12 protein-coding genes and 3 pseudogenes are annotated in these 12,687 nt (G+C 57.5%); 10 read left to right on the plus strand and 5 right to left on the minus strand.

Going from position 1 to position 12,687, the window contains the following annotated elements; all coding sequences use genetic code 11:
• Positions 1-308: helix-turn-helix domain-containing protein (locus tag BLX89_RS23340; RefSeq protein ID WP_210187159.1), on the minus strand; the 308-nt coding region annotated here is incomplete at both ends.
• A 326-nt stretch (positions 309-634) separates the two neighbouring features.
• Between BLX89_RS23340 and BLX89_RS23345 the strand changes: the two genes are divergently transcribed.
• The 8 genes and pseudogenes from BLX89_RS23345 (at position 635) to BLX89_RS23385 (ending at position 9,652) form a co-directional block, all read left to right on the plus strand.
• Positions 635-2,248: a sensor histidine kinase gene (locus BLX89_RS23345; RefSeq protein WP_075293341.1), complete on the plus strand. Its 1,614-nt coding sequence runs from the start codon at positions 635-637 to the stop codon at positions 2,246-2,248.
• A gap of 12 nt (positions 2,249-2,260) precedes the next feature.
• A complete protein-coding gene (locus tag BLX89_RS23350) occupies positions 2,261-2,662 on the plus strand; it encodes a response regulator (RefSeq protein ID WP_075293342.1) in 402 nt (133 codons plus the stop codon).
• Positions 2,663-2,704: 42 nt separating this feature from the next.
• Positions 2,705-5,929, plus strand: coding sequence for a PAS domain S-box protein (locus BLX89_RS23355; RefSeq protein ID WP_075293351.1), 3,225 nt, complete (start codon positions 2,705-2,707; stop codon positions 5,927-5,929).
• 202 nt (positions 5,930-6,131) lie between these two features.
• A pseudogene (locus BLX89_RS23365) lies at positions 6,132-6,877 on the plus strand (IS6 family transposase).
• 110 nt (positions 6,878-6,987) lie between these two features.
• Positions 6,988-7,338 (plus strand): annotated as a pseudogene (gene tnpA, locus BLX89_RS25555) (IS66-like element accessory protein TnpA); the annotation flags it as partial.
• Positions 7,335-7,676: an IS66 family insertion sequence element accessory protein TnpB gene (gene tnpB, locus BLX89_RS23375; protein WP_075293344.1), complete on the plus strand. Its 342-nt coding sequence runs from the start codon at positions 7,335-7,337 to the stop codon at positions 7,674-7,676. The pseudogene tnpA and the gene tnpB, both read left to right, overlap by 4 nt.
• Positions 7,677-7,721: 45 nt before the next feature.
• The gene (gene tnpC / locus BLX89_RS23380) at positions 7,722-9,368 is read left to right on the plus strand and encodes an IS66 family transposase (protein ID WP_075293345.1); all 1,647 of its coding nucleotides are present in this window, start codon (positions 7,722-7,724) and stop codon (positions 9,366-9,368) included.
• An 8-nt stretch (positions 9,369-9,376) separates the two neighbouring features.
• Positions 9,377-9,652 carry a hypothetical protein gene (locus BLX89_RS23385; RefSeq protein WP_083637911.1) on the plus strand — a complete coding sequence of 92 codons (276 nt, stop codon included), beginning with the start codon at positions 9,377-9,379 and terminating at the stop codon, positions 9,650-9,652.
• Positions 9,653-9,871: 219 nt separating this feature from the next.
• Here BLX89_RS23385 and BLX89_RS23390 read toward each other — a convergent pair whose 3' ends face one another.
• Genes BLX89_RS23390 through BLX89_RS25260 form a run of 3 tightly spaced genes read right to left on the minus strand, consistent with a single transcriptional unit; the run spans position 9,872 to position 11,334 of the window.
• Positions 9,872-10,318, minus strand: a complete 447-nt coding sequence (locus BLX89_RS23390) for a hypothetical protein (RefSeq protein WP_075293347.1) — start codon at positions 10,316-10,318, stop codon at positions 9,872-9,874.
• A 9-nt stretch (positions 10,319-10,327) separates the two neighbouring features.
• Positions 10,328-10,717 (minus strand): hypothetical protein, encoded by a 390-nt coding sequence (locus tag BLX89_RS25560; RefSeq protein ID WP_075293348.1) that lies wholly within the window; start codon positions 10,715-10,717, stop codon positions 10,328-10,330.
• A gap of 53 nt (positions 10,718-10,770) precedes the next feature.
• On the minus strand, positions 10,771-11,334 hold the full coding sequence (locus BLX89_RS25260; protein WP_075293349.1) for a hypothetical protein: 564 nt from the start codon (positions 11,332-11,334) through the stop codon (positions 10,771-10,773).
• 256 nt (positions 11,335-11,590) lie between these two features.
• Between BLX89_RS25260 and BLX89_RS25565 the strand changes: the two genes are divergently transcribed.
• Both BLX89_RS25565 and BLX89_RS25570 read left to right on the plus strand, forming a co-directional pair.
• A complete protein-coding gene (locus BLX89_RS25565) occupies positions 11,591-12,013 on the plus strand; it encodes an IS5 family transposase (RefSeq protein WP_425348637.1) in 423 nt (140 codons plus the stop codon).
• Positions 11,965-12,344 (plus strand): annotated as a pseudogene (locus BLX89_RS25570) (transposase). The gene BLX89_RS25565 and the pseudogene BLX89_RS25570 overlap by 49 nt, the downstream one beginning before the upstream one ends.
• Positions 12,345-12,480: 136 nt before the next feature.
• On the opposite strand, the gene BLX89_RS23410 reads toward BLX89_RS25570, so the two are convergent.
• Positions 12,481-12,687 (minus strand): transposase (locus BLX89_RS23410; protein WP_143523747.1); only part of this gene is annotated, 207 nt, incomplete at its 5' end.

Here is a 12,687-nt window from a genome sequence, read left to right on the forward strand (position 1 = left end):
CACAGCCATTGCGCCAGATCGCATAGACGCCAGCGAACGACGCCGTCCAGATAGGGTGTCGGCCCACGCTCGATGGCCTGCGCCAAGGCCGCAAGCTTATCATCGTTCAAGCGTGACTTTTGACCGCGAGCCTTGCCGTTGACCAGACCAGCGGGGCCGCGTTCATTGAAGCGCAGGACCCAGTCCCGAACGATCTGGAGCGTGACATTGCCGAGGCGGGCGGCATCGGATCGCGAGCCTCCGTCATAGATCGACGCCAGTGCCAAAAGACGTCGTGCCTGGGCCGCGTCCTTCGTCTGCCGCGCAAGNAGATTCACCGCGTTTTGGGAAGCTTAAAGAGTCGAGTTCATAGAGACGCCGTATTAGAACCGCAGAGCCAGTTCTGCCAAAGTAGTGCTAGCCGGAGGTAGACGGACCTCAACCGGTCTAAGAGGGTCCTAAACTTGGAACGGCCAATTGTGACCTTCGAAGCCACGTCACAACGGTAGTTTACAATGACCGTCCGTATCGCTTCAAAGTTTCGTTTCGCTAAAATACAAGCAAAAACATTTAAAGCTCCGGAATATATCGCCGCTATTGTCCGCCTTGACCCTTAGATGCTGTCATCGACGCGCCACCAAATGAATGTGTTCAAATGCCTGCGGACATTCCCCATCATGCTTCAGTTCAAGATGTCCTTCCTTCAATCTTCAAGCGGTCTCCTCATCCTGTCATTATCAAGGACGAACAATCACGGTTTCTCTTCCTGAGTGATGCCGCCTGTGACCTTGTCGGCGTCCGGTTGGAGGACCTTGTCGGACACACCGACCATGACTTTCTACCCGCGGCGGAAGCAGATGCGATCAGGGCCTTGGACATTGAAATCCTGGCCACTGGCGAGGAGAAGCTTTTTGAAGAGCGGATCACCGCGCTCGACGGCTCTGTGCGCACGCTAGTCACACACAAGCGGCGTCTGAAATGGCCTTTCGCGAACGAAACATCTTACATCATCATCGCTGAGATCAAGGACGTGACAGAGCTTCAAGTGGCGGAGCAGGTATTGCGTGCCAGCGAGGAGCATCACCGTTCATTGATCGAACTCCATCCTCAAACACCCTGGGTGGCGGATCCTGACGGCGAGATTATCGAGGTGGGTCAGGAGTGGGCACATCTTTCCGGGCGTCACATTGATGAGGCCACAGGCCACGGGTGGGAGGCATCAGTTCATGCTTCGGATCTATCAACCGTCAGGCGGCGCTGGAAAGAGGCCGTACAAGCAAAATCGCTGTTGGATATGGAATTTCGGATTCGCAACGCTGCTGGGGACTATCGCTGGTTCAGAAGCAGGGCTGCTCCAAAACTTGCTGCCGATGGGAAGGTCATCAGGTGGTATGGCCTTCTGGAAGATGTTCATGATCGGTACACGGCAGTAGACGCGCTTCGGGAAAGTGAACGTAGCCTGCGCGAGCATCGCGACAAGCTGGAGAAGATCGTCGAATGCCGGACGGCGGAGATCCATGAGAAAAACGCCGAACTGGATCGACTGCTTCAGCAAGAGCGTGAAGTGAATGCATTGCAACGCCGTTTCGTGGCGATGATCTCACATGAGTTCCGCACGCCGCTGGCGATTATTGACAGTGCCGCCCAGCGACTGACGAGAACCAAGGCAGTCCTCACCACCGATTATCTTGCAGAGAAATCGACGCAAATAAAGAACGCCGTTTCCCGCATGGTGGAGCTGATGGAAAGCATCCTTGCCGCGGGCCGCCTGCAGACTGGGATGATTGAGATCAAGAAGCAGGAAGCTTCTCTCTCGGCCGTGATAGAGGAGTGCGCCGATCGTCGAAGGCAGCTTAGCCCGACCCATCGCCTCCACCTCGATGTGGAACATTTGCCGGCCCGGATGTGTTTCGATCGAGACGCCATCGAAAGAGTGTTCTCAAATCTCCTCTCGAATGCCGTGAAATATTCGCCCGCAGCATCTGACATCATTGTTCGTGGCTGGGAGGAAGATGGAAATGCCAAGGTCGAGATTCGCGACGGGGGCATTGGGATTGACGCAGACGATCTGCCCAGATTGTTCGAACCGTATTTCCGCGCACGAAGCGCCACAGGAATAGCGGGAACGGGGATCGGCCTCAACATCGTCCGAGAGATCGTTGAGCTGCACAGAGGAAAGATCAGCGTTGAAAGCGCTCTCGGCGCCGGAACCACATTCTCAGTCACGCTGCCGACGAGTTTGGATCCATCACAAGAAAAAGCCGCTTAACGGGAGGACAATATGATCACCGTACTTTGTGTCGACGATGAAGTCGACCTCCGCAAACTGCTTGTCGAAGAATTCAATGACGCCGGGTTGGCAACCTTGGAAGCTTCGAACGGAAAAGAGGGCCTGGAGCTCATCCTCAGCTCCTGGCCGGACATCGTTGTCTGCGACATATCGATGCCGGTGATGAACGGCCACGAATTGCTGGCGGAGATCCAGATTAATCACCCAGAATTTTCCCACACACCTTTCATCATGCTGACGGCGCTCAGCGACAAGGACAACCAGCTCACCGGATTGAGCGCGGGGGCGGAAGACTATCTGACCAAACCGGTGGACCTCGAGCTGCTGATGGCGAAAATCAACGGGTGCATCACGCGGCTTCAAAACAATCGTCGCACCGGGCACGGGCTTTAGGTCCGGGCCACCCGCAGTTGCAACTATGCAGGTATGTCTCAGATGTCCCTTCCCACACTTGGTCGAGCAGGCGGTTTGGCGAGTTCACTTGACTTGATTTCCGCTATCTTCTCGGGCTTTCGCCACCCCGTAATCGTCAAGGATGAGCAGTCACGGTTCGTTCACCTGAACGCCGCCGCTTGTGACTTGATTGGACATTCGGCAGAGGAATTGAGCGGCCGAACAGATCATGATTTCCTGTCGAAGGAGGAGGCGGATAGAATTGTCGCGATCGATCGCGAGATCCTTGAGACGGGTGTCGAGCAGGTCTTCGAGGAAGTGATCACGCCTCCGGAAGGAGGAACACGAACGCTTGTTACGCACAAGCACAGCGTCGCCTTCCCCGGCATTGAGGAGCGCAAGTACCTGATTGCCGTCATCACGGATGTTACCGAGTTGCGGGAAGCGGAACGAACCCTGCGGGAGAGCGAGGAGCATTACAGGTCGCTGATCGAGCTTCATCCGCAGGTTCCCTGGGTCGCGAATGCCGAGGGAGAGGTGATCGAAGTTGGCCCCACATGGGTCCAGCTTTCAGGATCGTCACCGGAATCAGCTTTTGGCCAGGGCTGGGGGAACAGCGTACATCCGGATGATCTCGGCATCGTTCTTCAGAAGTGGCAGCGTTCGGTTGCATCTGGTGCTCCATTCGATGTTGAATGCCGCATTCGCGTTGCGGACGACAGCTATCGCTGGGTTCGAAACCGCGCCGCCGCCCGCCAGGATGTGCAAGGCAGGACAATCAGATGGTACGGGCTTCTCGAGGATGTTCATGAGCGTAGAACCACTGAAGAGGCTTTGCGCGAAAGCGAGACGCGCTTTCGCCTGATCGCTGATAGCGTCCCAGTGATGATCTGGTTGACCGACGAAAGCGGGAAAACGACCTATCTCAATCGAAACTGGCTTGAGACGACCGGACAGAGCGAGCAGCAGGCTCTTGGTCATGGTTGGCTGGATGCAGTCCACCCGGAAGACCGGGAAGCGGTTCTCAGGAGCTTCACGGAGGCTAGCACGTCTCGGACGCTTTCAAGGGTGGAATATCGACTACGGCGAGAAGACGGAAGCTGGGCCTGGGTAATCGACATAGGTGAGCCGCGTTTATCATCTAACGGTGCTCTCATGGGCTTTGCTGGTTCGGTATTGGACATTTCGGATCGAAAGGCGTCAGAAGCGGCTCTGGAGGAAAGTGAGGCGTTCATACGGAGCATATTCGACAGCAGTCCAGACTGTGTGAGGCTTCTCGATCTTGAGGGCGAACCGCTCCTGATGAACAAGGCAGGGCGTCGGTTATTCGGTCTGTCGCAGGATGCTGATCTTACACTCCAGCGATGGGATCGCTTGGTGGCGTCAAGTGACGCAACACGCGTTACGGAGGCATTCTCCTCTGTCCGCAGAGGAAACACCGCGAGATTCGAAGCGCGTGTCACGAGTGTCGACGGTATAACCCTCTGCATGGACGTGATCGCCGCCCCTGTGCTGGACAAGTCTGGGAAGACTATCCGTATTCTTACGATCTGGCGTGACATCACAGATGCCAAGGCCGCTCGCGACGCGGCCGACGAAGCCAGACGCTCTGCGGAGCAGGCAGCCGAAAAGCTGGGATCCGTCCTCGAAAGCACAATGGACTGCGTCGTGGTGTTAGATCATGATTGGCGGCTTACCTACATGAACACGAACGCGCGACGGCTGCTTGGTCTTGATAATGAAGCGATAGGGCAAGGACTTTGGTCGCTCTACCCCGAAGAGCAGAACGGAGTCTTTGCGGCGCAATACAGAAAAGCGTTAGCGTCCAGGCAACCGGTAACATTTGAAGAATATCTAGCCAGACTGGACATGTGGATCGAGGTCCATGCCTCGCCAACGGACGAAGGGCTGTCGATATTTTTCCGCGACACGTCGGAGCGCCGGCGCGCCGAGCAAGAGCGGTTTCACGCCCAGACGCAAATGCTCCATATGTCACGTCACGATGCTCTAACCAACCTGCCGAACCGACTGCTGTTCAGGGAACGGCTCGAACAGAGTTTGGCGGAGATGCGTGATGATGCACGTCTGGCAGTCATGACACTGGATCTCGATGGTTTCAAGCCGGTCAATGATACCTACGGCCATCCGGTGGGAGACATGTTGCTGCGACAGGTCGCGGAACGGTTAAGATGCTGTGTTCGCGAGGAGGACACGGTCGCCCGAGTCGGCGGCGACGAGTTCGTCATTGTCCAACCGACAGTCCGCCGAATTGGTGACGTGGATTTGCTTGCAAGACGCATCATCGAGAACTTACAGAGGCCGTTCGAGCTTGAGGGGCTTTCAATCAGCATTGGAACCAGCGTCGGGATTGCTTTTGCTCCGGATGCGGGCACGACCGTCGACCAACTCGTTCGCGCCTCTGACGTGGCTCTTTATCGCGCCAAAGCCGAAGGAAGGGGGACGTTCCGCCGGTTTGAGGCTGGAATGGACGCGCATCTCCAAGCGCGCCAGGAGCTCAAGATTGCGTTGCGAAACGCAATCGCACGAAACGAACTTGAACTCTTTTACCAGCCATTGGTTGATCTATCCTCAAGCAAGGTGAACACATGCGAAGCACTTGTCCGCTGGCATCGTCCTGATAAAGGGATGATCTCTCCGGCTGATTTCATACCAGTTGCCGAAGAAAGTGGTCTGATTATACCAATCGGAGAATGGGTCTTGCAGACGGCCTGCAAGGAAGCCTCCGCTTGGCCAGACGGGGTCGGCGTAGCGATCAATCTTTCGCCGCTGCAGTTTAAAGATGGCAAACTGGTCGCCATCGTCGCCGAAGCCCTAGGGGCGACGGGTCTTGCTCCCTCTCGGCTGCAGCTCGAGATCACGGAATCGGTCATGTTGGACGAGAACGATACTAACCTGAGAACGCTGCAGGAATTGCGCGCACTCGGCGTGAAGATCGCCATGGACGACTTCGGTACCGGCTACTCCTCGCTCGGCTATCTCCGGAGCTTTCCCTTCGACAAAATCAAGGTGGATCGCGGCTTCATCAGTGATCTGCCAGATGGGAAAGAGTCTCTTGCGATTGTCCGAGCAGTTGCCGGCATTGGTCGCAGTCTCGGTATCACGACGACTGTTGAAGGCGTCGAAACCCAAGAGCAGCTCGACGCGGTTAATGCGGAAGGGTTCAATGAGGCTCAGGGATATCTCTTCTCCAAACCCGTTCCGGCACACGAGATCGTCGCGGCGCTGCAGTCGCTCGGTAGTAGATGAGATGCTCCCCTCTCTGCGGATGTTCAAGTTGGTCGATGGGTACCGAACTAGCTTTGGCTAACACTCAGAAAAGCGTGCTCAATGCGAAAACTTCTGGATCGTGCGAGGATGGGGCGTTGCCGGGCGTGTCCCAAATTTCTCAGTTAGCGAGCTGTTCACCATCGGCGGGGAAATTGCCGCTCCCGATGTGACGAAGCTGCTGATGATTTTAAATGCTATCGCTGACAAGCAAAAGCACCAGTCAAAGGGCGACTTCAAAGGGCGGCATTTCGAGGCATGGCTGATCGTGTAGGCGGTGACTTGGTACCTCCGCTATCCGCTCAGCTATCGAGATCTCGTAGAGACGTTTCTCGAGCGTGGCTACGCAGTGGATCACACCACGAACAACCGCTGAGTCTTGGCTTATGCGCCAGTGGTCGAAAAGCGGCTGCGCCAGTTTCGCCGACCCCACTACGGTTCAGTGCGGATTGACGAGACCTACGTTAAGATCCGCGGCAAATGGCGCTATCTTTATCGTGCCATCGACAAGCGCGAAACCCGGTCGACTTCCTACTCACCGCGAAGCGTGACCTCGATGCCGCCAAATGGTTCCTTCGCAAAATGCTCAAGGATGAGCCGCTACTCTCCCCAGGTAAGATCGGTACCGACGGCGCCAATATTTCCGTCGGCGATCAAAACGGCCATCGATGATGGTCTCCTGCATCCAGACCCGGTCCAGTATGTCACCAGCATCAACAGCAACGGATCGAGAGCGACCAGTTCAGAGTGAAGAAGAACATGCCGAAGATCGGCGGCTTTCAATCCTTCAGAACGGCGCGCCGAACGATTGCTGGATCCGAGGCGATGTTGTGGCTGCGAAAGGGCTTCGGTTTCGCCCGCGGCTGGACCGTCAACAATCAGAATGATCTGCTGGCGCGCCTCTTCAGACTTCAAGTAAGCCCTCGGTGAGGGCCGTCTTGCGAGGTTGATGCGAACATCGGAAGTCCTAGTGCAAACACTAGGAGTAGTCCTATGACGAAGCATCCGATTGAAGTCATCACGTCTGTCGAGCGCGTCGGCGCTGGTCCCGCCAGGACAAGGAGCGTCTCGTCGCAGCCTGCCTTGAGCCAGAGGCGGTTCTCTCGGAGATTGCCCGTGGGGCCGGTATCCACGTCAGCCAGCTCTTTCGGTGGCGCAAGGAGCTTTGCCAGATCGAGGAACCGAGGACCGAGACGGCGCGCAGGTTGGTGCCGGTTATCCTGTCTGAGGCCCAACCCGCGGCTACGGACGCGCCAGCCTCATCGCAACCCCGTCGGAAGCGTAGCGATGTGACGATTGATCTGGGCCGCGGTCGCCGTGTCCGTGTGGATAGCGACATCGACACGGAGGCGCTTGGCCGTATTCTCGACTGTGTACTGGGTCGGCGATGATCCCGGTCCCTGCTGGTGTGAAAGTCTGGCTGGCAACCGGCCATACGGACATGCGCAAGGGCTTTCCCGGTCTGTCGCTGTTGGTGCAAGAGACGCTGAAGCGCGATCCGATGTGCGGACACGTCTTCCGCGGGCGTGGCGGCGGTCTGATCAAGGTCATCTGGCATGACGGTCAAGCAGCGTGCTTGTTCACAAAGAAGCTGGAACGCGGACGCTTCATATGGCCGTCGGCGGCCGATGGGACGGTGGTGATTACCCCTGCGCAGCTCGGGTATTTGCTGGAAGGTATCGACTGGCGGATGCCGCAAAAAACCTGGCGGCCGACCTCGGCCGGATAAGCAAAAACGCTGGAATCGCTGGATAGAATATGATTCCATCAGCCCATGAACGATGCGGCTGAACAGCTTCCTGACGACCTTGCCAGCGCACTTGCGGCCCTGGCGGCGGAGCGTGCCCGGCGCATCACGGCCGAGGCCGAGGCAGCGACCGCCAAGGCAGAGGCCGCCAGCGCGAAGGCGCTCGTATCGCATTCCGAGGCGCTGATCGCGCGGTTGAAGGTGGAGATAGAGAAGGTCCGCCGGGAGCTCTACGGCAGCCGCTCCGAGCGCAAAGCGCGGCTTCTCGAACAGATGGAACTGCAGCTTGAAGAGCTGGAGGCTGATGCTGGCGAAGATGAACTGGCGGCGGAGATCGCAGCCAATGCCTCGACCGTCAGGGCCTTCGAGCGCAGGCGACCATCACGGAAACCGTTCCCCGGACATCTCCCGCGCGAGCGTGTCGTCATTGCTGCTCCAACAAACTGCCCCTGCTGCGGCTCGGCCAAGCTGTCGAAGCTCGGTGAGGACATCACGGAGACGCTGGAGGTCATCCCGCGTCAGTGGAAGGTCATTCAGACCGTGCGGGAGAAGTTCTCCTGCCGCGAATGCGAGAAGATCACGCAGCCGCCAGCACCCTTCCATGTGACGCCGCGCGGCTTTGCCGGCCCGAACCTTCTGGCGATGATCCTGTTCGAGAAGTTCGCCCAGCATCAGCCGCTCAATCGCCAGAGCGAGCGCTATGCTCGCGAGGGGATCGATCTCAGCCTGTCGACGCTTGCCGATCAGGTCGGCGCGTGTGCAGCGGCCCTGAAGCCAGTCCATTCGTTGATCGAGGCCCATGTCCTGGCGGCCGAGCGACTGCATGGCGACGACACGACCGTGCCGATCCTGGAGAAGGGAAAGACCGATACGGGCCGCATCTGGACCTATGTCCGGGATGACCGGCCGTTTGGCGGGCTGTCCCCGCCTGCGGCCCTGTTCTACGCGTCGCGAGACCGGCGACAGGAGCATCCCGAACGCCACCTGAAGACCTTCTCCGGCATTCTGCAGGCGGATGCCTATGGCGGCTACAATCCGCTGTTTAAGGTAGATCGCGATCCCGCGCCTCTGCGCCAAGCACTCTGCTGGGCACATTCGCGCCGTAAGTTCTTCGTGCTGGCCGACATCGCCGCGAACGCCAAACGTGGCAGCAAAGCTGCGCTGATCTCGCCAATGGCATTGGAGGCCGTCAAACGGATCGATGCCCTGTTCGATGTCGAACGGGATATCAACGGGCTTGCCGCCGATCAACGTCTGGAGCGCCGCCGCAAAGTCAGCCAGCCACTCGCCGAAGAACTGCATGATTGGCTCCAAACCGAGCGGGCAAAATTGTCGCGCAGTTCTCCCGTCGCCGAGGCGATAGATTACATGCTCAAGCGATGGGATGGCTTCACGTCATTCCTCGATGACGGCCGGATTTGCCTGACGAACAATGCTGCCGAACGAGCGCTCAGAGGGTTTGCACTCGGCAGGAAGTCATGGCTCTTCGCCGGATCGGATCGTGGTGCTGATCGCGCCGCGTTCATGGCGACGCTCATCATGAGCGCCAAGCTCAATGACACCGACCCACAGGCCTGGCTCGCCGACGTCCTCGCCAACATTGCCGACACGCCGATCAGCAGGCTGGAGCAATTGCTGCCGTGGAACTGGCAAACAGCAGCCGTTGCGGCATAAGATCAACGATGGATCACAAAGCCAACCGAGCTATCATTCGGAAAATATTGCTCACAGAATGGGACCCCATCGGGGTGTCGGACATTCCTGAAGCGCAAGACGAATATGATGCCTATGCCGGTACCGTCTTTGGCATGCTGACCAACCAAACCGCCTCAGTTGACGCCATCGCGCAGTATCTCTTCAAGTTCGCGACCGAGCACATGGAGCTCTCATACCCAGAACTTGCAGAGCGCTGCGACAAGGCTGTCAAAGCTATCGCGGAACTTCAGTCAGGCCGCTGAAGCTGGACACCATCAGCGCCAACCGCGGTAGTCACCGGATACTTACGACTTCAAAAGGTTAACAACGGGTAAAGACGGGGACTTTTTCGGCTCAACGCGTCCTACCGCCGGCTTTGCGACACGCCCTAAATATCTCCTTGTGTGACAAGGCCGCTGATAAATGACCGGTGCGCCCGCTCAAGAGATTTATGGCGCACCGCGAGTTCACCGTATAAAACGTCACTGCGGCAGGAGTACCTTCTTGGTTGTCTTGTCCATCACTGGTTTTTCGCCCGGTAGATGCGACATTGTCCGGGTGGAGCTTTCCAGCTCATCGCCTTTGACCCGCGTTTTTGTTCGCGACTTGCTGAATGTCCCTTGATCCATAGCTTGGGCTTTGGACTGCGCCTTTAGCTGATTTGGGTTCTCGTTCACTTTCGTCTGACTTTTAACCTTACCATCGGATGCGGCGGCGCTTCCTGCCGAGCCGATTGAACTGGTCGCGCCGTCATCGGTCAGGCAAGTGCCCGCCGTGCCGACTGTGCTTGCCGAAGTGTCTCCCGCTGCAGCGCTTCCTGCCGTGCCCACGGTTCCCACGGCATTGCACTCTTGGCTTCTTACTTGAAGCGGGAATGCAGTCGTTGCAATAAACATCGTAACGGCTGCCACTGACAGTAATCTAGTCATCGTGAACTCCTATTGCGTAGGTTTGGTAATGTCGCAAGTTCCATCCGAGCGGCGCGTCACAAGCGACCCATCGGGCCGTGTATAGCTGCTCGTTGACAGCGCCTGCCCCTCTCCAACACTGGATGTTGAGGATGCCGCGCTTGATGACGACGTACCGCTTCCTGCGCTACTTGGGTTTGTTTGCCCGTCCACAGTAGTCGATGAAGTGACGCGGCCACCGTCGGCAGTGACGGTAGTAGACGTACCGCCGCCCGCCTTAGATCCTGTGTTCTCAATGATGGTGCAGGTGGTCCCGTCATCCAGTTTAATGGTCTCCGAGGCCAAGGCCGGACCGCTTATGATCAAACCGATCAAAGGTGTAAGCACACCAATGACAGTTCTGCGAGATATCGTAGACATCGTGTCGTTCCTTTTGGAGGGGCCGGCCGCATATCTGCGACCGGCTGATAGGGTTAGCACTTGCCGTTGTTCTTTTTGGCTTGGCCAGGAGGGCAGGCTTTGTTGGCCTCATCGTCCTGAGCTGCACCAGCAGCGCTTCCTGCAGTACCGACGGAACTACCGGATTGGCCGTCCCCAGAAGAGGTCCCGGCGGTTCCTAGCGTGGACGCGGAACCAGACCCGTCACCGGAGCCAGCCGCAGACCCTGCGGTACCGACCGAACTGCTCGATTGGCCGTCACCCGCTGAAGTGCCTCCTGTTCCCAGGGTAGACGCGGCTCCAGAACCATCCGATCCTGCAGCAGATCCTGCGGTACCGACTGAACTGCTTGAAGTGCCATCGCCAGCCGAGGTGCCACCGGTCGCGAGCGTGGATGCTGAACCTGCTTCACAACCCACAGCACCTGGGGTGCAATCACTTCCGGCTGCAGAACCTGCTGTGCCAACCGTGCTGCTGGATGTGCCGCCGTCGACGGTCGTGCCGCCAGTGCCAACGGTGCTGCTGGATTGGGCACTCGCTGACAATGCGGTCCCGGCTAGAAGTGCTGCGACGAGCGTCACGCTTTTAAACACGTTCATAGGTGTCTCCTCTTGTTCTTTGATGCGCCCGACGAGCGTCGGGTGCTTGGTTGGAAACAAGACGAGAAAACTCGGAGTTCCATGGATCGAACTTCATACCCAAGTTCGCTAGGCACTTGGTCTCAAATCACATCAGACTGAAGACCTACCATCGCGCCAACGGTTTTGACGGGATTCTAGGGTCAAAACCCAATCAAGTTGTTGATGAGATTATCCATCCATTATTCATTGCCTGCAGAAGTAGGAGTGTTTGACCATGGCAGGCGAATTCTGGCTTGATGACGATCAGTGGGCGGTGCTTTCGCCGTTGCTTCCGACCAACCAACCCGGCGCTCATCGTACCGACGACCGCCGGGTTATCAGTGGGATCATCCACGTCTTGCGATCCGGTTGCCGCTGGCAGGATTGTCCATCCTGCTACGGGCCTTCGACAACGGTCTATAACCGCTTCCATCGCTGGTCAGCTAAAGGGATATGGCGGCGACTGTTTGAGGCTCAGGTGCAAACGACCGATCAGGACATCCATATGATCGATAGCACCACCGCAAAAGCGCACCGCTCTGCCGCTGGCGGAAAAGGGGGGCGGATGCCGAAGCAATCGGTCGATCGAGAGGCGGCAGATCGACAAAAATCCATGCTGTTGTCGATGGTTGCGGCCGTCCAGTGGCGTTGCGAATAACGCCTGGGCAACGCGGTGATGCACCCGTTGCCATCCCGCTCCTTGAGCCCTTGCCTCCAACACGTCTCTGCGCCGCAGATACGGCTTACGGCAGCGACGCCTTGCGCAGCTTCTTGACAACACGCGGCACGGACCAGTCATCCCCAACAATCCAACCCGAAAGAGGATCAGACCGTTCGACCCGATCGCCTACCGAAGACGGAATATCATCGAGCGGACATTCTGTCGCCTCAAGGACTGGAGACGTGTCGCGACGCGATACGACAAGCTCATGATAAACTTCGCGGCAACATGCTACATCGCAGCTATTGTCACATGGTGGATCAATTGAGTCTCGAGCCTAGCACTACTTTGGCAGAATTGAATTTTTGCTTGTAAAGTGCTGTCGACAGTGCGGACATCGGATTTGTGCTGTCGGTAGAGCAAGTGCGTTAATGATGGCTCTCCGCACGGCTGGCAAGGTCGGTTCAGGTGGCCCATGACGAACTCGTCGCGTCTTTTTTTCCCCGCTTTGCAGTCTGCAATCTGTGGTGCTGGAGGAAGGCGTAGGCGATTATCGTCATGAGGGCGTGCCGATGTAGCCCTTGCCATGATCGGCCTTCGAAGTGGTCGAGGCCGAGTTCCTCTTTCATCTGCTGATGCGCTTGCTCGCAAACCCATCTCGCCTTGATGGC

This window comes from Pararhizobium arenae (assembly GCF_001931685.1).
Lineage (GTDB): Bacteria > Pseudomonadota > Alphaproteobacteria > Rhizobiales > Rhizobiaceae > Pararhizobium > Pararhizobium arenae.

Bases quoted from the DNA above. Each gene is read 5' to 3' on its own strand.
- BLX89_RS23345 (WP_075293341.1), top strand. From the start codon at position 635: ATGCCTGCGGACATTCCCCATCATGCTTCAGTTCAAGATGTCCTTCCT.
- BLX89_RS23350 (WP_075293342.1), top strand. From the start codon at position 2,261: ATGATCACCGTACTTTGTGTCGACGATGAAGTCGACCTCCGCAAACTG.
- BLX89_RS23355 (WP_075293351.1), top strand. From the start codon at position 2,705: ATGTCCCTTCCCACACTTGGTCGAGCAGGCGGTTTGGCGAGTTCACTT.
- tnpB (WP_075293344.1), top strand. From the start codon at position 7,335: ATGATCCCGGTCCCTGCTGGTGTGAAAGTCTGGCTGGCAACCGGCCAT.
- tnpC (WP_075293345.1), top strand. From the start codon at position 7,722: ATGAACGATGCGGCTGAACAGCTTCCTGACGACCTTGCCAGCGCACTT.
- BLX89_RS23385 (WP_083637911.1), top strand. From the start codon at position 9,377: ATGGATCACAAAGCCAACCGAGCTATCATTCGGAAAATATTGCTCACA.
- BLX89_RS23390 (WP_075293347.1), bottom strand. From the start codon at position 10,318: ATGACTAGATTACTGTCAGTGGCAGCCGTTACGATGTTTATTGCAACG.
- BLX89_RS25560 (WP_075293348.1), bottom strand. From the start codon at position 10,717: ATGTCTACGATATCTCGCAGAACTGTCATTGGTGTGCTTACACCTTTG.
- BLX89_RS25260 (WP_075293349.1), bottom strand. From the start codon at position 11,334: ATGAACGTGTTTAAAAGCGTGACGCTCGTCGCAGCACTTCTAGCCGGG.
- BLX89_RS25565 (WP_425348637.1), top strand. From the start codon at position 11,591: ATGGCAGGCGAATTCTGGCTTGATGACGATCAGTGGGCGGTGCTTTCG.